Origin of the sequence: Actinoplanes sp. NBRC 103695, from assembly GCF_030269485.1 — a bacterium.
Lineage (GTDB): Bacteria > Actinomycetota > Actinomycetes > Mycobacteriales > Micromonosporaceae > Actinoplanes.
The window spans coordinates 106,379-124,975 of the sequence record NZ_BSTL01000022.1 but is presented as its reverse complement, the minus strand read 5'-3'; the positions used below and the strand labels follow the sequence as shown (position 1 = coordinate 124,975).

The following is an 18,597-nucleotide window of genomic DNA, read 5'->3' as shown; positions in this document are numbered from 1 at the left end:
CCGTGAACGCATTGCCCGTCGACGAGCGCACCGTTCTGGAAGGTGCCGCCCGCGCCTCCCTCCGCGCGCCGTCGGTCTTCAACACCCAGCCGTGGCGGTGGCGGATCGAGGCCGGTGTCATGGAGTTGTCCGCCGACCCGGAACGCCAGGTCGCGGCGATCGACCCCGAGGGGCGCCTGCTGATGCTCAGCTGCGGCGGGGCGCTGCACCACGCGCTCACCGCGCTGGCCGCGGCGGGCTGGGCCGCCACGGTCACCCGCTTCCCCTCCGACGACGCCGCCGTGCTGGCCCGCGTACGCATCGAAGGACGCACCGAGCCGGACCTCGAGGCCCAGGCCCTGGTGGACGCGATCAGCCGTCGCCGGACCGACCGCCGGGCCTTCGGCGAGCGCAAGGTCGACGACGAGACCCTGACCGCCCTGCGCCGCGTCGTCGAGGCGTGCGGCGCGTACCTGCACGTGGTCCCCCACGACCAGGTGCCGATGCTGGGCATCCTGGTCGAGCAGGCGGCCGACGCCGAGCATCTGGACCCCGCGTACCGAGCGGATCTGACCCGCTGGACCAGCCGCCCGGCCTGGACCGGCGACGGGGTGCCACCGGCCACCGCCGTCGAGCCGGCGCTGCGCCGGGTGCCGGTGCGCGAGTTCGCCCCGCACGGCGGCGACGTGCTGGCCGCCGGCGAGGACCACGACGCGGGCGCCGAGTACACCATCCTGTACGGCATGGGCGCCGATCCCGTGGATCTCCTGCGCGGCGGTGAGGCGATGTCCGCTCTGCTGCTCACTGCGACGGCCCACGGACTGTCCACCGCTCCGCTCAGCGAGGCGGTCGAGGTGGCCTGGTCGAAGTACCTGCTCGGCGAGCTGCTGTCCGGGATCGGGGAGCCCTACCTGGTGGTGCGCCTGGGCTACGTCGAGTCGCCGGACCAGCTGCCGGCGACGCCCCGCCGGACGACCGCCGAGGTCATCACCTCCGCGGAGTGAGCCGGAGGTCCCGGACGGGCGGGCCGGGCGCCTCTGCTCCCGCCGCTGGGCTGGCCGCACGGGTGCCCGCCCGCCTCGTGCTGAGCCCTGAGGCCCGGTTCTTATCGGATGTTCTCCAGATCCTCCAGAAGGCTCGGGTGCTTCGGCGCCCAGCCGAGCGCCTCGCGGGTGAGGACGCTGGACGAGGGCTGGTCGGTCGCGAAGATCGCGCCGAGCGGGCCGAAGGTCTCGGTGGGCACCGCCCGGACCGGCAGGCCCAGCCGCCGGCCGATGACCGCGGCGATGTCCCGCACCTGGTCGCCCTCGTCGGCCACGGCGTGCCAGGCGGTTCCGGCCGGCGCCTGCTCCAGAGCCAGCCGGAAGAGGACAGCCGCGTCGAGCGCGTGCACGGCCGGCCAGCGCTGAGTGCCGTCGCCGGGGTAGCCGGACACGCCGCTCCGGCGGGCGATCTGGGTCAGCAGGCCGGCGAACCCGCCGTCGCCCCGGTTGTGGACCGTGCGCGGCAGCCGGATGGCCGAGCTCCGGACGCCGCGTGCGGCCAGACCCAGGACGGCGTTGACGGCCCGCCCTCGACCGCCGACCGGTCCGTCGGTCGAGGCCGGGTCGGCCTCGGTGGACGTGCGGCCGGGCACCCAGGGCGTACCCGAAACGGTGACGAACGGGCGGTCCGTGCCGACGAGCGCCTCGCCCAGCGCCTCCTGCGCGGCGGTCTCCTCGGCGACCGCGTCGGCGACGGCCTCGGCGCTGCTGAAGTCATTGCTGAAGGCCAGGTGGATCACGCCGTCGGCCTTCTCGGCGCCGGCGCGCAAGGTGTCGAGGTCGGCGAGGCCGCCTCGCAGCGGCTCGGCGCCGGCTGTCTCGGCGGCCTTCGCGGACCCGTCGGAGCGTGCGAGAGCGAGGACGCTGTGGCCGTGGCCGAGCAGCTCGGCGACGACCGCGGACCCGATCAGTCCGGTGCCGCCGGTGATGAAGACGCGCATGGGATGCTCCCGTCAGTGATGGGACTCTTGTCCCGTCACCGTAGCAGGGTGACGGGACAAAAGTCCCGTCGCATAGGATGGGGTCATGGCTCGATGGGAACCAGGGGCACGCGACCGACTCGTCATGGCCGCCCTCGACCTGTTCACCGAGCAGGGGTACGACGCCACCACCGTCGCGCAGATCGCCGACCGCGCCGGAGTCACCAAGAGCACCTTCTTCCGGCACTTCCCCGACAAGCGTGAGCTGCTGGTGGCCGGCCAGGACGCACTGAGCCGGCTGCTGACCGAGGGCATCGCCGAGGCGCCCGCGCAGGCCGGCCCGCTCCAGGCGGTCGCCGCCGGCCTCGAGCGCGCGTCGAGCATGATGGGCCCGCTGAACAGGGAGATCGCTCCGCGGCTGAAGGCGGCCATCGCCGCCAGCACCGAGCTTCAGGAACGAGACGCCCTCAAGAGCGTCAGCCTCGCCGCCGCGATGACCACCGCCCTGGTCGCCCGCGGCGTGCCCGGCCCGACCGCGGCGGTCGCGGGAGAGCTGGGTGTCCTCGCCTTCAAACGGGGCTACGCCGCCTGGTCCGACGGCGGCGACACGGACGAGCTCGCCCCGCACGCCCTGGCGGCCCTGGAGGAACTACGGGCGGCCAGCGCGTCGCTGGACTGACCGGCTCACCCTCAGCACGGATCAGGCGATGCCGGTGATCATTCCCGGGCCGACGAGGGCCCGATCATCGAAGGTGTAGTCGAGGCGGTTGACCACCGAGACCACACCGAGCGTCTGCCGGGCCGCGCGGTCGGCCAGTTCGGTGGTGGACCACCGTTCGACCTTGCCGGACAAGGTGACCACGCCGTCGGTGACGGTGACCTCGACGCCGGCGACACTCAGAGCTCCGCTCCGCCAGCCCGGCGGGACCAGGAGGACCGGGCACGGCGCCTGCCGGGGCGTCGAGTGGTCCAGGCTGCCGTAGAGCAGCTCGGCCCTCCCGGTTCGGCTTCCAGCCGGTCCATCCAGGACCCGGGCGGGAACCTCCGAGTTGTCATGCGGACCCCCTGGGCTTCGCGACGCCCAACCCTAAACGCATTCCGAGATTCGGCGTGACGGCACACGCCCTGCCGCCGCCGATCGACCCGGGCGGCTCAGTCGTTCACAGTCCATCGATGGTCGACGAGTCCGGCGGCAGCGCCGCTTTCCGGTCGCAGAGCTCATTCGTGCTCCGCCCGCCGCGATCCTGAAAAAGAGAACGACTCTTTCGGCATTCGCTGCTGAAAAACTGTTACGCGACGCGGTCACGCGGAGCACGCCGAGTCGGATCGCTGGTCAGTGCGCTTCGACGCCGCCGGGAGACAGAAAGTGCGCGCCGATTCGCGAGGAATCGCCGCTTGAGGATTCCCGAAATCTTCTGGCAACATTGGTAACTCTCGATGGGAGCGCTCCCACTTCCTGCTTCGGAGGAACTCCATGACTCGTAAGTTACTGGCCTCGGCGGCTGCGGCGGCCATGGCACTGACCGGCATCGTCGTCGCCGGCGACGCCTGGGCCGCCAGCACGCTCGGCGCCTCGGCGGCGCAGACCGGCCGCTACTACGGCGCCGCGATCGCCGCCGGCAGGCTCGGCGACTCGACCTACACCCGCATCCTGACCAGCGAGTTCAACTCGGTCACCCCCGAGAACGAGATGAAGTGGGACGCCACCGAACCCAGCCGGGGCAGCTTCAACTACTCCGGCGGTGACCGCATCCTCAACCAGGGCATCGCCATGGGCGCCAAGGTCCGCGGCCACGCCCTGCTCTGGCACCAGCAGCAACCCGGCTGGGCGCAGTCGCTGTCCGGCAGCACGCTGCGCAGTGCCGCGATCAACCACGTCACCCAGGTCGCCACCCACTACAAGGGCAAGATCTACGCCTGGGACGTGGTCAACGAGGCGTTCGCCGACGGCAACGGCGGAGGTCGCCGCGACTCCAACCTGCAGCGCACCGGCAACGACTGGATCGAGGCCGCGTTCCGCGCCGCCCGGGCCGCCGACCCCGCCGCCAAGCTCTGCTACAACGACTACAACACCGACGGGATCAACGCGAAGTCGACCGGCATCTACAACATGGTCCGCGACTTCAAGTCCCGCGGCGTGCCGATCGACTGCGTCGGTCTGCAGTCACACCTGGGCACCTCGATCGACTCCACCTACCAGCAGAACATCCAGCGCTTCGCCGACCTCGGCGTCGACGTGCAGATCACCGAGCTCGACGTGCAGCAGGGCGGCAACCAGGCCAACATCTACGCCGCCGTCACCCGCGCCTGCCTGGCCGTGTCCCGCTGCACCGGCATCACCGTCTGGGGCATCCGCGACACCGACTCCTGGCGCAGCGACAATCCCCTGCTGTTCGACGGCTCCGGCAACAAGAAGGCCGCGTACACCTCGGTCCTGAACGCTCTGAACGCCGGCGGCACCACCCCGGACCCCGATCCGGACCCGGAGCCGGAACCCGGAGCGGGCTGCACCGCGACGCTCACCCCCAACACCTGGAACGGCGGCTTCACCGCGAACATCCGGGTGACCGCCGGCGGCACCGCCCTCACCGGCTGGACGGTCGGCGTGTCACTGCCCTCCGGCAGCGCCGTCACCAACGCCTGGAACGCCACCGTCTCCGGCAGCACCTTCACCAACGTCGGATACAACGGCCAGGTCCCGGCCGGTGGCAGCACCGAGTTCGGCTTCCAGGGCACCGGCACCCCGCCCACCGCCGCACCGGCCTGCCAGGCCCGATGACCAGGAGGTGACCATGAAGCGCCGGAAAGCCATCGTCGCGGCGGGGGTGCTGCTGTTCTCGAGCGTCACCGCGGTTCTCGGCACCCCCGCCGCGCAGGCCCTCGACAACGGCGTCGCCCGTACGCCATCGATGGGTTGGAACAGCTGGAACACCTTCGGCTGCGACATCAACGAGACCCAGGACGCCCGGCAGTTCGCCGCCTGGGGTGTGGACTGTCTGGGTATCCGGCACATCGTCAACGTGACGGTGCCGCTGGCCGGCTACGCCGCACCCGGCGGGTTCAACGACCCGGACATGATGGAGGTCGGCCGTGGCGGCATGACCGACACCGAGATGCGCAGCCACTTCGCGCTCTGGGCGATGCTCGCCGCACCGCTGATCGCGGGCAACGACATCCGGTCGATGAACACCGCCACCCAGACCATCCTGAAGAACCAGGACCTGATCGCGGTCAACCAGGACGGCCTCGGGCAGCAGGCGACCCAGGTCTCGAACGACGGCACCCGCCGCGTTCTGGCCGAACGGCTCGCCGACGGCGACGTGGCGGTGGCCCTGTTCGACCAGGGCAGCGGCACCACCACGGTCTCGACCACGGCGGCCGCGGTGGGCAAGAGCGGCAACTCCTTCACCCTGCGCGAGGCGTGGACCGGCGCCACCAGCAGCAGCACCGGCGCGATCTCCGCGAGCGTGCCGGGGCACGGCACCGTCGTCTACCGGGTGAGCGGCGGCGGCACCACCCCGCCGCCGAGCGGAACGGACTTGGTCAGCGCCGCCTCCGGACGCGGCCTGGACGTGCCGGACGGCGCCACGGCCAACGGCACCCAGCCGGTCATCTGGGACTGCAACGGCGGCGCCAATCAGAGGTGGTCCCGGTGAAGCCCTGGATCGCGGCGGGCCTCGCCCTGCTTCTCAGCGGCGCGGGTGTCGCCGTCCCGGCCGACGCACCGTCCACCTTCGACAATCCGGTGGTGTGGCAGGACTTCGCCGACGGCGACATCATCCGGGTCGGGGACGTCTACTACTACTCGGCGTCGACCATGCACTACTCGCCCGGCGCGCCGGTCCTGCGCTCCTACGACCTCGTCAACTGGGAGTACGCCGGGCACTCCGTACCCCGGCTCGACTTCGACTCCACCGCCTACGACCTGAACGGCGGGCGGGCGTACGTCAAAGGCATCTGGGCGTCGGCGTTCAACTACCGGCCCGCCACCAGCACCTACTACTGGCTGGGCTGCACCGAGTTCAACCGCACCTACGTCTACACCTCCGCCTCGGCCGGCAGCGGCTGGAGCAGGAAGGCTCGGATCAACAAGTGTTACTACGACGCCGGGCTGCTGTTCGACAACGACACCCCCTATGTCGCGTACGGCAACGGCACCATCAGCGTCGCCCAGCTGTCATCCGATCTGACCGCGGAGGTGCGCTCGCAGACGGTCTATCAGACGCCGTCGAGCATCGGCACCCTCGAGGGCGCGCGCATGTACAAGCGCGGCGGCTACTACTACATCTGGCTGACCCGCCCGGCCAACGGCCAGTACGTGCTGCGCTCGGCCAGCCCCTGGGGTCCGTACGAGCAACGGCAGGTGCTGTTGAACCTGCCCGGACCGATCTCCGGGGGTGGCGTCCCGCACCAGGGCGGACTCGTGCAGACCCAGAACGGCGACTGGTGGTACATGGCGTTCACCGACGCCTACCCGGGCGGGCGCATGCCCACCCTCGCCCCGATCACCTGGAGCAACGACGGATGGCCCGTGCTGCAGACCGTCAACGGGCGCTGGGGCGCCAGCTATCCCCGGCCGGACCTGCCGTGGCATCCGGTGACGCCGATGGTCGGCACCGACTCGTTCGCCGGCAGCACGCTCGGCCCGCAGTACGAGTGGAACCACAACCCCGACACGACCAGGTTCAGCGTGAACAACGGGCTGACCCTGTCGACCGCGACCGTCACCAACGACCTCTACAACGCCCGCAACACCCTGACCCGGCGCATCCAGGGCCCGTCGTCCACGGCGACCGTGCAACTCGACTACTCGTCGATGGCCGACGGTGACCGGGCCGGCCTCGCCATGCTGCGCGACTCCTCGGCGTGGATCGGCATCCGCAAGGACAACGGCGTCACCCGGGTCTCGATGACCGACGGGCTCGGCATGTCCACCAGCGGATGGACCACCACCGGCACGGGCACGGAGAGGGCGAGCGCCCCGGCCGGCGGCGGGCGGATCTGGTTGCGGGTCAGCGCCGACATCCGGCCCGGCTCGGGACGCACCGCCACCTTCTCCTACAGCACCGACGGCACAAGCTTCACCCGCCTGGGACCGGCCTTCACCCTCACCAACGACTGGCGGTTCTTCATGGGTTACCGGTTCGGCTTGTTCAACCACGCCACGCGGGCCTTGGGCGGCAGCGTCCGGGTCGGTCAGTTCACCGTCGGTACGCCGTGATCCGCCCGTACGCTAGGAGAACCGCGCCATGAACAGATCGAGCCCCCTCAGCCGTCGTCGTCTCCTCCAGGCCACCGGCGCCGCGGCCCTGGTCAGCGCCGCCGGTGCGCCGGCCGCGCGGGCCGCCGCCGCCGCGGTCGTGCCGCCGGTCCGTCCGGACATCGGCGCTGCCGCGTTCCCCTTCGAGCCCGGCCAGGTGCGGCTGACCGCGGGCCGGTTCCTGGACAACCAGAACCGGACGTTGAGCTACCTGAGGTTCGTCGACGTCGACCGGCTGCTGTACGTCTTCCGGGCCAACCACCGGCTCTCGACCAACGGCGCGGCGGCCAACGGGGGCTGGGACGCGCCGACGTTCCCGTTCCGCTCCCACGTGCAGGGGCACTTCCTGACCGCCTGGGCGCAGGCCTACGCGGTGCTCGGCGACACGACGTGCCGGGACAAGGCCGCCGCCATGGTCGCCGGACTTGCCCGGTGCCAGGCGAACAACGCGGCCGCGGGGTTCGCCGCCGGGTACCTGTCGGGGTTCCCGGAGTCGGACTTCACCGCGCTCGAGGCGCGCACCCTGTCGAACGGCAACGTGCCGTACTACTGCGTCCACAAGACCCTGGCCGGCCTGCTCGATGTCTGGCGCCTCAACGGCAACGACCAGGCGCGCACCGTACTGCTCGCGCTGGCCGGCTGGGTCGACACCCGCACCGCGCGGCTGAGCTCGAGCCAGATGCAGGCGATGCTGGGCACCGAGTTCGGCGGCATGAACGAGGTGCTCGCCGACATCTACCAGCAGACCGGTGACACGCGGTGGCTGACCGCCGCGCGACGCTTCGACCACGCGGCCGTGTTCGACCCGCTGGCCGCGGGCTCCGACCAGCTGAACGGGCTGCACGCCAACACCCAGGTGCCCAAGTGGATCGGCGCCGCCCGCGAGTACAAGGCGACCGGCACCACCCGGTACCGCGACATCGCCACCAACGCCTGGAACATCACCACCCGCGCGCACACCTATGTGATCGGTGGCAACAGCCAGGCCGAGCACTTCCGCGCCCCCAACGCGATCGCCGGCTACCTGAGCAACGACACCTGCGAGCACTGTAACTCGTACAACATGCTGAAACTGACCCGCGAACTGTGGCTGCTCGATCCGGACAACGCCGGCTACCTCGACTTCTACGAGCGGACGCTGCTCAACCACCTGGTCGGCGCGCAGAACCCGGCCGACAGCCACGGCGGCGTCACCTACTTCACCCCGCTGCGGCCCGGCGGCCGCCGCGGGGTCGGCCCGGCCTGGGGCGGCGGCACCTACTCGACCGACTACAGCTCGTTCTGGTGCTGCCAGGGGACCGGCATCGAGGTCAACACCAACCTGATGGACTCGATCTACTTCTCCGCCGGCACCACGCTGACCGTGAACCTGTTCGTACCCTCGACGCTGAACTGGTCGCAGCGCGGCATCACCGTCACCCAGTCCACGAACCTGCCGGTCGGCGACACCACCACCCTGACCCTGGCCGGGACCATGAGCGGCGCCTGGAGCATCCGGGTCCGGATCCCGGCCTGGACGCAGAACCCGGTCATCACCGTCAACGGCGCCGCCCAGACCGTCACGGCGGCGCCGGGCAGCTATGCGACCATCACCCGCACCTGGGCCGCCGGGGACACCGTGACCGTCACCCTGCCGATGAGGATCGTCATGCGGGCGGCCAACGACAACGCGAACGTCCAGGCGATCACCTACGGACCGGCCGTGCTCTGCGGCGACTACGGCAGCACCGCGCTGGCCTCGCCACCGGCGCTGACCGTCTCGTCCATCACCCGGACCAGCACCTCGAGCCTGGCCTTCACGGCGACGGCCAACGGCGCGACCGTCCCGATCGGGCCCTTCCACGACGCCCACGGCTTCAACTACACCGTCTACTGGAACACCGGCACCGGCGGCAGCGGGACCTACAAGCTGGTCAACGCCGGCACCGGCCTGGTGCTCGGCGTCCAGGACATGTCGACCGGTGACGGCGGCCTCGCCGTCGTGTGGGGCGACACCGGGACCGCCGACCACCGCTGGGTCCGGATCACCGACGGCGACGCCGTGCGATTCCGCAACGTGAACAGCGGCAAGGTTCTCGGCGTCGAGAACATGTCGGCCGCCGACAACGCCCGGGTCCTGCAATGGTCGGACACCGGCACCGCCGACCACCGCTGGACCCTGGTCGACCTCGGCAACGGCACCCACAAGATCCGCAACGTCAACAGCGGGAAACTGCTGGCCGTCCTGAACGGCTCCGGCGTCTGGGGCACCCAGGTCGTCCAGGACGCCGACAACGGCACCGCGGACAACGTCTGGCGCCTGGTCGAACTCGGCTGAAGCCCTCGACACGACCCACCCGACAGGAGTGACATGACAGAGGTGACCCGACGAAGATTCCTCGCCGCGGGGGCCGCCGGCGCCGGCGCCGTGCTGCTACCGCCGGCGTCACCTCCGCCGCGGGCGCCGGCCGCCGGCGACCTGGCCCTGCGCTACGACGAGCCCGCGGGTTCGGAATGGCTGCGGGCGTTGCCGATCGGCAACGGACGTCTCGGCGCCATGGTCTTCGGCAACGTCGACACCGAGCGGCTGCAGCTCAACGAGGACACCGTCTGGGCCGGCGGCCCGTACGACTCCGCGAACCCCCGCGGCGCGGCGGCACTGCCGGAGATCCGGCGGCACGTCTTCGCCGACCGGTGGACCCAGGCGCAGGACCTGATCAACCAGACGATGCTCGGCAGTCCCGCCGGGCAGCTCGCCTACCAGCCCGTCGGGAACCTGCGGCTCGCCTTCGGCAGCGCCGGCGCCCAGCGGTACGAGCGGACGCTCGATCTCACCACCGCCACGGCCGCCACGACCTACGTGCTCGACGGCGTGCGCTATCACCGGGAGACGTTCGCCAGCGCGCCCGACCAGGTCATCGTCGTCCGCCTGACCGCGGACCGGGTGAACGCGATCAGTTTCACCGCCACGTTCGACAGCCCGCAACGCACGACCGTGAGCAGTCCGGACCAGGCGACCATCGCCCTCGACGGCATCTCCGGCAGCATGGAGGGAATCGCCGGCTCGGTCCGGTTCCTCGCCCTGGCCGGTGTCAGCGTCACCGGCGGCACGGCCACCAGTTCCGGGGGCACGCTCCGGGTGGCCGGCGCCACGAGCGTGACCCTCCTGGTGTCGATCGGCTCCAGCTACGTCGACTACCGCAACGTCGGCGGCGACTACCAGAGCATCGCGAGAAAGCACCTCACCGCCGCCCGCGGCGCCGGTTTCCGGCGGCTGCGCTCCCGGCACCTGAGCGACTACCAGAGGCTGTTCAACCGGGTGACGATCGACCTGGGGCGCACCGCGGCCGCCGATCAGACCACCGACACCAGGATCGCCCAGCACGCCGGGGTCGACGACCCGCAGTTCTCCGCCCTGCTCTTCCAGTACGGCCGCTATCTGCTGATCTCCTCCTCGCGGCCGGGCACGCAGCCGGCCACCCTGCAGGGCATCTGGAACGAGGAGATGGCGCCGGCCTGGGACTCGAAATACACCGTCAACGCGAACCTGCCCATGAACTACTGGCCGGCCGACACCACGAACCTCTCCGAATGTCTCCTGCCGGTCTTCGACCTGATCGAGGATCTGACGGTCACCGGTGCCCGCACCGCCCGTGCGCAGTACGGCGCGGGCGGCTGGGTCACGCACCACAACACCGACGCGTGGCGGGGCACGTCGGTCGTCGACGGCGCGTTCTGGGGGATGTGGCAGACCGGCGGCGCGTGGCTGGCCACGCTGATCTGGAGCCACTACCGGTTCACCGGCGACCTCGGGTTCCTCCGCGGCCACTTCCCGGCGATGCGGGGCGCGGCGCAGTTCTTCCTCGACGCCCTGGTCACCCATCCCTCGCTCGGATACCTGGTCACCAACCCGTCGAATTCCCCGGAGCTGGCCCACCACCCGGACGCCAGCGTGTGCGCCGGACCGACCATGGACAACCAGATCCTGTACGACCTGTTCAGCGGCTGCGCGCGGGCCTCCGAGATCCTGGGGGACGACGCGGCCTTCCGCAGCCGGGTGCTGTCGGCCAGGGACAGGCTGGCACCGATGCGGATCGGCTCCCGCGGCAACATTCAGGAGTGGCTCGCGGACTGGGTGGAGGCCGAGCGCACCCATCGGCACGTCTCTCACCTGTACGGCCTGCACCCGAGCAACCAGATCACCAGGCGGGGCACCCCGCAGCTGTACGAGGCCGCACGCCGCACGCTGGAGCTGCGCGGCGACGACGGGACCGGATGGTCACTCGCGTGGAAGATCAACTACTGGGCCCGGCTGGAGGACGGCGCACGCGCCCACAAGCTCATCCGCGACCTGGTGCGCACGGACCGGCTCGCGCCGAACATGTTCGACCTGCACCCGCCCTTTCAGATCGACGGCAACTTCGGCGCCACGTCCGGCATCGCGGAGATGCTGCTGCAGAGCCACAACGGCGAGCTGCACGTGCTCCCCGCGCTGCCCCCGGCCTGGCCGGCCGGCAGTGTCGCGGGTCTGCGCGGCAGCGGAGGATTCACGGTCGGCGCCACGTGGGGCGGTGACCGCACCGAACTGGTCGTCACCCCCGACCGCACCGGCGCGGTCCGGGTCCGCAGCCGGGTCTTCGCCGGTGAGTTCGAGTTGCACGACGACACCGCCGACGAGGTTGTCCACCCGACACGCCCGGAGACCGATCTGGTCGAGTTCACCGGCGTGGCCGGCCACACCTACCGTGCCTCCGCCGCGACGGCGGCGGGACCGACAGGGCAATGAGGTGAGCTCAGCAGCGCCGGCGGCCGGCTTCCCGGTGAGCGGGCACCGTTCTACGAACCACAGTGGAACGGTGTCACGCCGGCCGCCATCCGGATGCCGCCGTAGAGGTGGGCCAGCAGCAGCGGATCGGAGTAGTACTCGCTCTTGTGGCCCATCGCGGTGTAGAAGGCACGCCCTCCGTCGTACGGCTGGCACCAGGAGACCGGGTGGTGGGCTCCCATGCCGGGCGACCCGCCGGGGACGCTGTAGCCGCGCGGGTCGTACGTCCGCTCGTCCACCTCGGCAAGAACGCGCACGGTGTGCCGGGGGTTGGTGCGGAAGTTGTACCACTCCTCCTCCCGGTCCCAATCGCGCGGCAGCGGCCGGGTGGCGGGGGTGTCACGGCCGAGGACGTTGACCGTCGCCACCTGGAACTGGGCGTTGACCGAGCCCGGGTGGTCACGGAAGTACGCCCCGACCAGCCGGCCGTACCACGGCCAGTCGTACTCGGTGTCCGAGGCGGCGTGGATGCCCGCGTACCCGCCACCGGAACGGATGTAGCGCTTGAAGGCATTCTGCTGTTGCTCGTTCAGCACGTCGCCGGTGGTGCTCAGCCACACCACGACGTCGTACCGGGCGAGGTTGGCGTCGGTGAACGCCGACGCGTCCTCGGTCGCGTCGACGGTGAAGTTGTGCTCGGCGCCGAGCTGCCGGATCGCGGCCACCCCGGCCGGGATCGAGTCGTGCCGGAACGCCGCGGTCTTCGAGAAGACCAGTGCGGTGAACCGGGGCTGCGCCGACGCCGCCGCGGCCGCGGGCCCCGCCGAGCCGGCCAGCCCGATCGCCACGACGACCGCCATCAGGTATCTGACCAAGCGTCTCATGATCACTCCTCGGCATCCGTGCCTGTGAAAAGGGCTGCCATCGAAGCCTATGACTTCCGTGCCCGATCAGAAAGAGCGAGTTCCGGAAGTTTCGGATTGAAACCTTTCGACTCCGCCCCACTTGCATGGAGGGTGAAAAAAGTTATCAGGCTTCCGAAGAGGCAAATTGCCAGCTAGAGAAGGTAAACGATCGACGCGGCGCCACACGGGGTCACGATCAACTTCCGGATGTTTTCCGGAAAGTATTGTTTCGCTGGTGTTGCGCTGCCTAGCATGACCTCACATTCACCTTCATCGTTCCCTGGTTCAGGTCGGGCAATCCACCGACACCTCCTTCACCCGCACGGTGGCTCGATGCCCCTGCCCGCGTGAAGCGGGTGGCCCGGTCCGGAACCGAGAAAGGAGGCCATCGTGGCAATCAGCTCCCGTTTACCCTTCCGGCCACTGCTCGGCGTCGCCGCGGTCGTCCTCGCCGCAGCGGGCATGGGATTGGCGATGCCCGCCGCCAACGCCGCGGCGAGCACCCTGGGGGCCGCGGCCGCCCAGTCCGGCCGGTACTTCGGCACGGCCATCGCGGCGAACCGGCTCAGTGATTCGACGTACAGCACGATCGCCGGCCGCGAGTTCAACATGATCACGGCCGAGAACGAGATGAAGCCGGACGCGACACAGCCCAACCGCGGCCAGTTCAACTTCAACTCCGGCGACCAGATCTACAACTGGGCGACCCAGCGCGGCCTGAAGGTACGCGGCCACACCCTCGCCTGGCACGCGCAGCAGCCCGGCTGGATGCAGAGCCTCAGCGGCAGCAACCTGCGCCAGGCCATGATCGACCACATCAACGGCGTGATGGGCCACTACCGGGGCAAGCTCGCCGCGTGGGACGTCGTCAACGAGGCCTTCGAGGAGAACGGCAGCCGCCGCAACTCCAACCTGCAGGGCACCGGCAACGACTGGATCGAGGTGGCGTTCCGCACCGCCCGCAGCGCCGACCCGAACGTCAAGCTCTGCTACAACGACTACAACATCGAGAACTGGACGTACGCCAAGACGCAGGGCGTCTACAACATGATCCGGGACTTCAAGTCCCGCGGCGTGCCGATCGACTGTGTGGGCCTGCAGACCCACTTCACCGGCGGCAGCTCGCTGCCGGGCAACTTCCAGACCACCCTGTCCAGCTTCGCCGCCCTGGGCGTCGACGTGGCGCTGACCGAGGTCGACGTCACCAACGCGTCCACCTCGCAGTACGCCGGGCTGACCCAGGCCTGCCTCAACGTGGCGCGCTGCATCGGCATCACCGTCTGGGGCGTGCGGGACAGCGATTCCTGGCGCTCCGGCGAGAGCCCGCTGCTGTTCGACGGTGGCGGCAACAAGAAGGCGGCCTACACCTCGGTGCTCAACGTGCTCAACTCGGCGAGCCCGGGACCGTCCCCCAGCGATGACCCCTCCACCCCACCCGCGCCGAGCGGGACACGGATCATCGGCGCTCAGTCGGGCAGATGTGTCGACGTGCCGGGCTCCTCCCAGAACAACGGCACCCGGGTCACGCTCTACGACTGCAACGGTCAGAGCAACCAGACGTGGACGCTCACCTCGAGCAAGCAACTGACCGTGTACGGCAGCAGGTGCCTGGACGCCGCCGGATCCGGCAACGGTTCGGCCGTGCAGATCTACAGCTGCAACGGTCAGGCGAACCAGCAGTGGAACGTCAACTCCAACGGCACCATCACCGGCGTGCAGTCCGGACGCTGCCTGGACGTCTGGGGAACCGGCAATGGTCAGCAGGTCCAGATCTACGACTGCAACGGACAGGCCAACCAGCGATTCAGCCTGAGCTGAACCCGGTTGCACCGCGCTGCGGTGTGGCGGCGCGACCGGCCGCCACACCGCAGCACCCGGTCCGTGGACCCGGTCAGGATCCCGGCCCGGCGGCTTCCCGGCCTCGCACCCAGTCCTGCTGTCGCCGGGTCAGGACACCCGCCGTGGCCAGCGCGGCGACGCCCAGGAAGGTCAGCAGCCAATGGGTCTGGTCCACAGCCGGCGGACCGGTCAGGCCCAGGCCGCGAGCGGCATCGCCGGACAGTCCCCAGACGTCCGGGCGCAGCAGGCCGCCCATGCCTGTCGAGCCGGCCTTCATCAGGTACCACCACAGCGACACCGCGAACGCCGTGGCCGGCACGAGCAACGCGACCAGTCCGCCCACCGCCAGCCCGGCGTTCACCCGCGGGCGGCCCGACGCCACGATGCGATGCGCCATCGAGGCCGCGAGCAGCCAGCCGGTCAGCAGACCGAGCAGCAGCCCGCCGCCAAGCAGCCACCCGAAACCGGCGGGCCGCAGCGGCCACCCGGCAATCTGTCGCAGCCGCATCTCACCGCCGTAGGCGTACACGCTCAGCTCGATCCCGCCGCGTTCCGCCTTGAAGTGCGCGGCGTCGTCGATGGTTACGGGCTCGACCGACCAGCCGTCGGCGACCAGCCGCTGCCGGGTTCGTTCGGCCACCGCGGCCGGATCGGCGCCGGCCGGCAAAGTGTCGTTGATGCCCAGATAGTGGTCCGACGCGCCCCTGCTGATCGGGGTGCTGCCCGGCACGGACAAACGCTGCGCCATCGCCGCCGGCGCGGGCAGATCCGCGTACCCGGAAGTCGCCGCGAAGGCGCCACCGGCCGCACCCAGCGCACCACCGGCGATCAGCGCCAGCACGGCCGCGACGACCGCGGTGGGCCGGCCCGCGGGCAGCCGGAACCTCTCGCGCAGTCCATCGAGGACGAACTGCCGGCGGGCGGAGCGGTCGACCCGCCCCGACGGGCCGGCAAGGTCCGTCAGCGTGGCGATCAGCTCGGCGCCGTGCCGGCGACGCATGCGCAGCGGGTACGCGAGGAGCAACGCCCTCATGCCGCACCCCCCGCGAGACCCGCCCGGCCGTCCAGCAGGCGTTCGGCGACCGACGCGCGCCGGTGCAGACGCTGGGCCTGAACGGCGAGCGCGGTCGCACCGGCGTCGTTGAGCCGGTAGTAGCGGCGCAGCCGGCCGTCCACCGCCTCCTCCCGGTCGACGCCGATCAGGCCCTGATCGGCGAGCCGGTCGAGGGCGCCGTAGAGGGTGCCCGGCCTCAGCTTGACCTCGCCGTCGGACAGGTCGACGACGGACTGGATGATCCCGTAGCCGTGCAGCGGCCGGGCCGCCAACGCACTCAGGATGAGAAAGCTCGTCTCATGCACGGCCGGGGACAGTACGCGAGACTGAATATAACGTCAAACGTTCTATTGCGCCGACGCTCCACACGATCGTCGGTTTCTGCGAGCCGCAACTTCCGGGACTTTCGCGTCGATCCTCTGTCGACGCCGGTGACCCCATTTGTTGATCTCCACGGCAGGTTCGGTCAGACGAATGCCTTGACATGTCTATGTATCTCTTCCTAGCTTGGGCTTCACATTCCGGAAACACTTCGAAACTTTCGGAACCCGAGAGGTGAGCTTCATGGCACCCCATAAATCCCTGGCCTTGGCGGCCGCACTGGCTCTGAGCACGGCCGGCCTGGTCGCCTGCAGCGGTGGCGACGACGACGGCTCCGACTCCGGCGGCAACGTCACCATGCAACTGTGGGAGAACGCCACGACCGGTCCCGGCAAGGCCTTCTGGGAGAAGGTGGCCGCCGACTACCACACGGCCCACCCGACCGTCACGATCAAGATCCAGACCGTCCAGAACGAAGACCTGGACGGCAAGCTTCAGACCGCGCTGAACTCCGGCTCCGCGCCCGACATGTTCCTCCAGCGCGGCGGCGGCAAGATGGCCGCGATGGTCGAGGCGGGCCAGCTCAAGGACCTCACCGACGACCTCACCGCCGAGACCAAGGCGGCCGTGGGCGACGCCGCCCTCGGGACCGGCACCATCGACGGCAAGGTGTACGCCGTGCCGACCTCGATCCTGCCCGGCGGCTTCTGGTACAGCCAGGACCTGTTCAAGGCGGCCGGGGTCACCACGCCGCCGGCCACCCTGGACGAGCTCAACGCGGCGGTGACCAAGCTCAAGGCGAAGAACACGCCGATCGCGCTCGGCGGCAAGGACGCCTGGCCGGCCGCTCACTGGTACTACTGGTTCGCCCTGCGCGCGTGCAGCAAGGCCACACTCGACGCCACGGCCAAGAGCAAGACCTTCGAGGACCCGTGCTGGACGAAGGCCGGCGAGGACCTCAAGGCGTTCGCCGCGACCCAGCCGTTCAACAACGGCTTCCTGACCACCTCGGCGCAGCAGGGCGCGGGCAGCTCGGCCGGCCTGATCGCCAACCGAAAGGCGAGCATGGAACTCATGGGCGCCTGGGATCCGGGCGTGATCGCCGGCCTCACCAAGGACACCAAGCCGCTGCCCGACCTGGGCTTCTTCCCCTTCCCGTCGGTGCCCGGCGGCCAGGGCGACCCGGCCGCGATCATGGGCGGCGCGGACGGCCTCTCGTGCTCGGCCCAGGCGCCCAAGGAGTGCGGCGAATTCCTGAACTACCTGGTGACCAAGGACGTGCAGACGGCCTACTACAAGGCCTTCAACTCGCTGCCGGTCAACAAGGAGGCGCAGGCGGTCATCACCGAGCCGTACCTGAAGGCGGTCCTGGAGGCCTACAACAAGGCGCCGTACGTCTCGCAGTGGCTCGACACGGTCTACGGCCAGAACGTCGGCAACGCGCTGAACATCGGTGTGGTCAACCTGCTCGCCGGCAAGGGCGACGTCGCCGGGATCATCAAAGCCGTCAACGACGCGGCCAAGAAGGGCTGACGTGAGCGCTGCTGTGACCGAGGGAGCATCCAGCAGCCGCGAACGGGACGGAGGCGGCGTGCGTACGTCGCCCCCGCTCCGGCCCCGCCGGCGCGGGATCGGCTGGGCCCAGCGCCTGGAGATCACGGCGCTGTCGGGCCCGGCGATCCTGATGTTCCTCGCCTTCGTGATCTTCCCCGTGGTGATGGCCGCGTACTACGGCTTCTACCGGTGGAAGGGTTTCGGGGTACCGACCAACTTCGTCGGCCTCGACAACTACGTCACGATCCTTCAGGACAAGCCGTTCCGTGAGGCGCTGTTGCACAACGGCCTGATCGTCGTGCTGTCGCTCGTGCTCCAGGGGCCGATCGCCATCGGTTTCGCGCTGCTGCTCAACCAGAGGATGCGCGGCCAGTCGGTCATCCGGGTGCTCATCTTCGTCCCGTACGTCATCGCCGAGGTCATCGTCGGCACCGCCTTCAGCCTCATGCTGCAGACCAGCGGCGCCGTCAACGGCGTCCTGCAGTCGATCGGTCTCGGCTCGCTGCAACAGGACTGGCTGTCGAACCGCGCCATCGCCATCTGGACGCTGGGGCTGATCCTGACCTGGAAGTACGTCGGGTTCGCGGTCATCCTGTTCCTGGCCGGGATGCAGAACATCCCGGAGGAGCTGTCCGACGCGGCGGCGATGGACGGCGCCTCGTACTGGCAGACCCAGCGGTGGATCACCCTGCCGCTGCTGATGCCGACGATCCGGATCTGGGCCTTCCTGTCGATCATCGGCGCGCTCCAGCTGTTCGACCTCGTCTACATCATCTGGGGCCAGTACGTCTCGTCGACGGCCGGCACCTCCACCATGGCGACGTACATGGTCACCGAGGGCCGCAACGCCGGCAACTACGGGTACGGCAACGCGGTGGCGGTCGTGCTCTTCATCATCTCGATGACCGTCGCGCTCGCGTACCAGCGTTTCGTCCTGCGCCGGGACACCGAGGGCGCGCTCACCGGAGGGCGGTAGGA

Annotated in this window: 14 protein-coding genes and 1 pseudogene; 10 read left to right on the top strand and 5 right to left on the bottom strand. The window is 70.0% G+C overall.

Features of this window, described 5'->3' with window-relative positions:
- Window positions 1-2: 2 nt before the first annotated feature.
- Window positions 3-983 (top strand): Acg family FMN-binding oxidoreductase, encoded by a 981-nt coding sequence (locus QSK31_RS34075; RefSeq protein WP_285688717.1) that lies wholly within the window; start codon window positions 3-5, stop codon window positions 981-983.
- Window positions 984-1,084: 101 nt separating this feature from the next.
- Here QSK31_RS34075 and QSK31_RS34070 read toward each other — a convergent pair whose 3' ends face one another.
- On the bottom strand, window positions 1,085-1,963 hold the full coding sequence (locus tag QSK31_RS34070; protein WP_285688716.1) for an SDR family oxidoreductase: 879 nt from the start codon (window positions 1,961-1,963) through the stop codon (window positions 1,085-1,087).
- Between the two features lie 85 nt (window positions 1,964-2,048).
- Here QSK31_RS34070 and QSK31_RS34065 point away from each other — a divergent pair, with 85 nt between their 5' ends.
- The gene (locus QSK31_RS34065) at window positions 2,049-2,621 is read left to right on the top strand and encodes a TetR/AcrR family transcriptional regulator (RefSeq protein ID WP_285688715.1); all 573 of its coding nucleotides are present in this window, start codon (window positions 2,049-2,051) and stop codon (window positions 2,619-2,621) included.
- 21 nt (window positions 2,622-2,642) lie between these two features.
- Here the strand turns inward: QSK31_RS34065 and QSK31_RS34060 are convergent, their stop codons facing one another.
- A complete protein-coding gene (locus tag QSK31_RS34060) occupies window positions 2,643-2,843 on the bottom strand; it encodes a BON domain-containing protein (RefSeq protein WP_285688767.1) in 201 nt (66 codons plus the stop codon).
- A 573-nt stretch (window positions 2,844-3,416) separates the two neighbouring features.
- On the opposite strand from QSK31_RS34060, the gene QSK31_RS34055 reads away from it, so the two are divergent.
- The 5 genes and pseudogenes from QSK31_RS34055 (at window position 3,417) to QSK31_RS34035 (ending at window position 11,967) form a co-directional block, all read left to right on the top strand.
- On the top strand, window positions 3,417-4,721 hold the full coding sequence (locus tag QSK31_RS34055) for a glycoside hydrolase family 10 protein (protein WP_285688713.1): 1,305 nt from the start codon (window positions 3,417-3,419) through the stop codon (window positions 4,719-4,721).
- Between the two features lie 13 nt (window positions 4,722-4,734).
- Window positions 4,735-5,592: pseudogene (locus QSK31_RS34050) on the top strand (RICIN domain-containing protein); the annotation flags it as partial.
- 2 nt (window positions 5,593-5,594) lie between these two features.
- The gene (locus QSK31_RS34045) at window positions 5,595-7,163 is read left to right on the top strand and encodes a glycoside hydrolase family 43 protein (protein WP_285688711.1); all 1,569 of its coding nucleotides are present in this window, start codon (window positions 5,595-5,597) and stop codon (window positions 7,161-7,163) included.
- 28 nt (window positions 7,164-7,191) lie between these two features.
- Window positions 7,192-9,519: a beta-L-arabinofuranosidase domain-containing protein gene (locus tag QSK31_RS34040; protein WP_285688710.1), complete on the top strand. Its 2,328-nt coding sequence runs from the start codon at window positions 7,192-7,194 to the stop codon at window positions 9,517-9,519.
- 33 nt (window positions 9,520-9,552) lie between these two features.
- Window positions 9,553-11,967 carry a glycoside hydrolase family 95 protein gene (locus tag QSK31_RS34035; protein ID WP_285688708.1) on the top strand — a complete coding sequence of 805 codons (2,415 nt, stop codon included), beginning with the start codon at window positions 9,553-9,555 and terminating at the stop codon, window positions 11,965-11,967.
- Between the two features lie 50 nt (window positions 11,968-12,017).
- On the opposite strand, the gene QSK31_RS34030 is transcribed toward QSK31_RS34035, so the two are convergent.
- Window positions 12,018-12,830, bottom strand: a complete 813-nt coding sequence (locus tag QSK31_RS34030; protein ID WP_352244527.1) for a ThuA domain-containing protein — start codon at window positions 12,828-12,830, stop codon at window positions 12,018-12,020.
- A 483-nt stretch (window positions 12,831-13,313) separates the two neighbouring features.
- Here QSK31_RS34030 and QSK31_RS34025 point away from each other — a divergent pair, with 483 nt between their 5' ends.
- Entirely contained in the window at window positions 13,314-14,669 is a 1,356-nt protein-coding gene (locus tag QSK31_RS34025) for an endo-1,4-beta-xylanase (protein WP_502873048.1), read from the top strand.
- 73 nt (window positions 14,670-14,742) lie between these two features.
- Here QSK31_RS34025 and QSK31_RS34020 read toward each other — a convergent pair whose 3' ends face one another.
- Both QSK31_RS34020 and QSK31_RS34015 read right to left on the bottom strand, forming a co-directional pair.
- A complete protein-coding gene (locus QSK31_RS34020) occupies window positions 14,743-15,723 on the bottom strand; it encodes a hypothetical protein (protein ID WP_285688706.1) in 981 nt (326 codons plus the stop codon).
- On the bottom strand, window positions 15,720-16,049 hold the full coding sequence (locus QSK31_RS34015; protein ID WP_285688705.1) for a PadR family transcriptional regulator: 330 nt from the start codon (window positions 16,047-16,049) through the stop codon (window positions 15,720-15,722). Before QSK31_RS34015 ends, QSK31_RS34020 begins: the two co-directional genes overlap by 4 nt.
- A 259-nt stretch (window positions 16,050-16,308) precedes the next feature.
- Between QSK31_RS34015 and QSK31_RS34010 the strand changes: the two genes are divergently transcribed.
- Complete coding sequence (locus tag QSK31_RS34010) at window positions 16,309-17,598, top strand: ABC transporter substrate-binding protein (RefSeq protein ID WP_285688704.1); 1,290 nt, start codon at window positions 16,309-16,311, stop codon at window positions 17,596-17,598.
- A gap of 58 nt (window positions 17,599-17,656) precedes the next feature.
- Window positions 17,657-18,595 (top strand): carbohydrate ABC transporter permease, encoded by a 939-nt coding sequence (locus QSK31_RS34005; protein WP_502873047.1) that lies wholly within the window; start codon window positions 17,657-17,659, stop codon window positions 18,593-18,595.
- Window positions 18,596-18,597 lie beyond the last annotated feature (2 nt).

Coding starts and splice junctions, on each gene's coding strand:
- QSK31_RS34070 (WP_285688716.1), bottom strand. CDS start 1,963: ATGCGCGTCTTCATCACCGGCGGCACCGGACTGATCGGGTCCGCGGTC.
- QSK31_RS34065 (WP_285688715.1), top strand. CDS start 2,049: ATGGCTCGATGGGAACCAGGGGCACGCGACCGACTCGTCATGGCCGCC.
- QSK31_RS34055 (WP_285688713.1), top strand. CDS start 3,417: ATGACTCGTAAGTTACTGGCCTCGGCGGCTGCGGCGGCCATGGCACTG.
- QSK31_RS34040 (WP_285688710.1), top strand. CDS start 7,192: ATGAACAGATCGAGCCCCCTCAGCCGTCGTCGTCTCCTCCAGGCCACC.
- QSK31_RS34035 (WP_285688708.1), top strand. CDS start 9,553: ATGACAGAGGTGACCCGACGAAGATTCCTCGCCGCGGGGGCCGCCGGC.
- QSK31_RS34030 (WP_352244527.1), bottom strand. CDS start 12,830: ATGAGACGCTTGGTCAGATACCTGATGGCGGTCGTCGTGGCGATCGGG.
- QSK31_RS34025 (WP_502873048.1), top strand. CDS start 13,314: ATGGGATTGGCGATGCCCGCCGCCAACGCCGCGGCGAGCACCCTGGGG.
- QSK31_RS34020 (WP_285688706.1), bottom strand. CDS start 15,723: ATGAGGGCGTTGCTCCTCGCGTACCCGCTGCGCATGCGTCGCCGGCAC.
- QSK31_RS34010 (WP_285688704.1), top strand. CDS start 16,309: ATGGCACCCCATAAATCCCTGGCCTTGGCGGCCGCACTGGCTCTGAGC.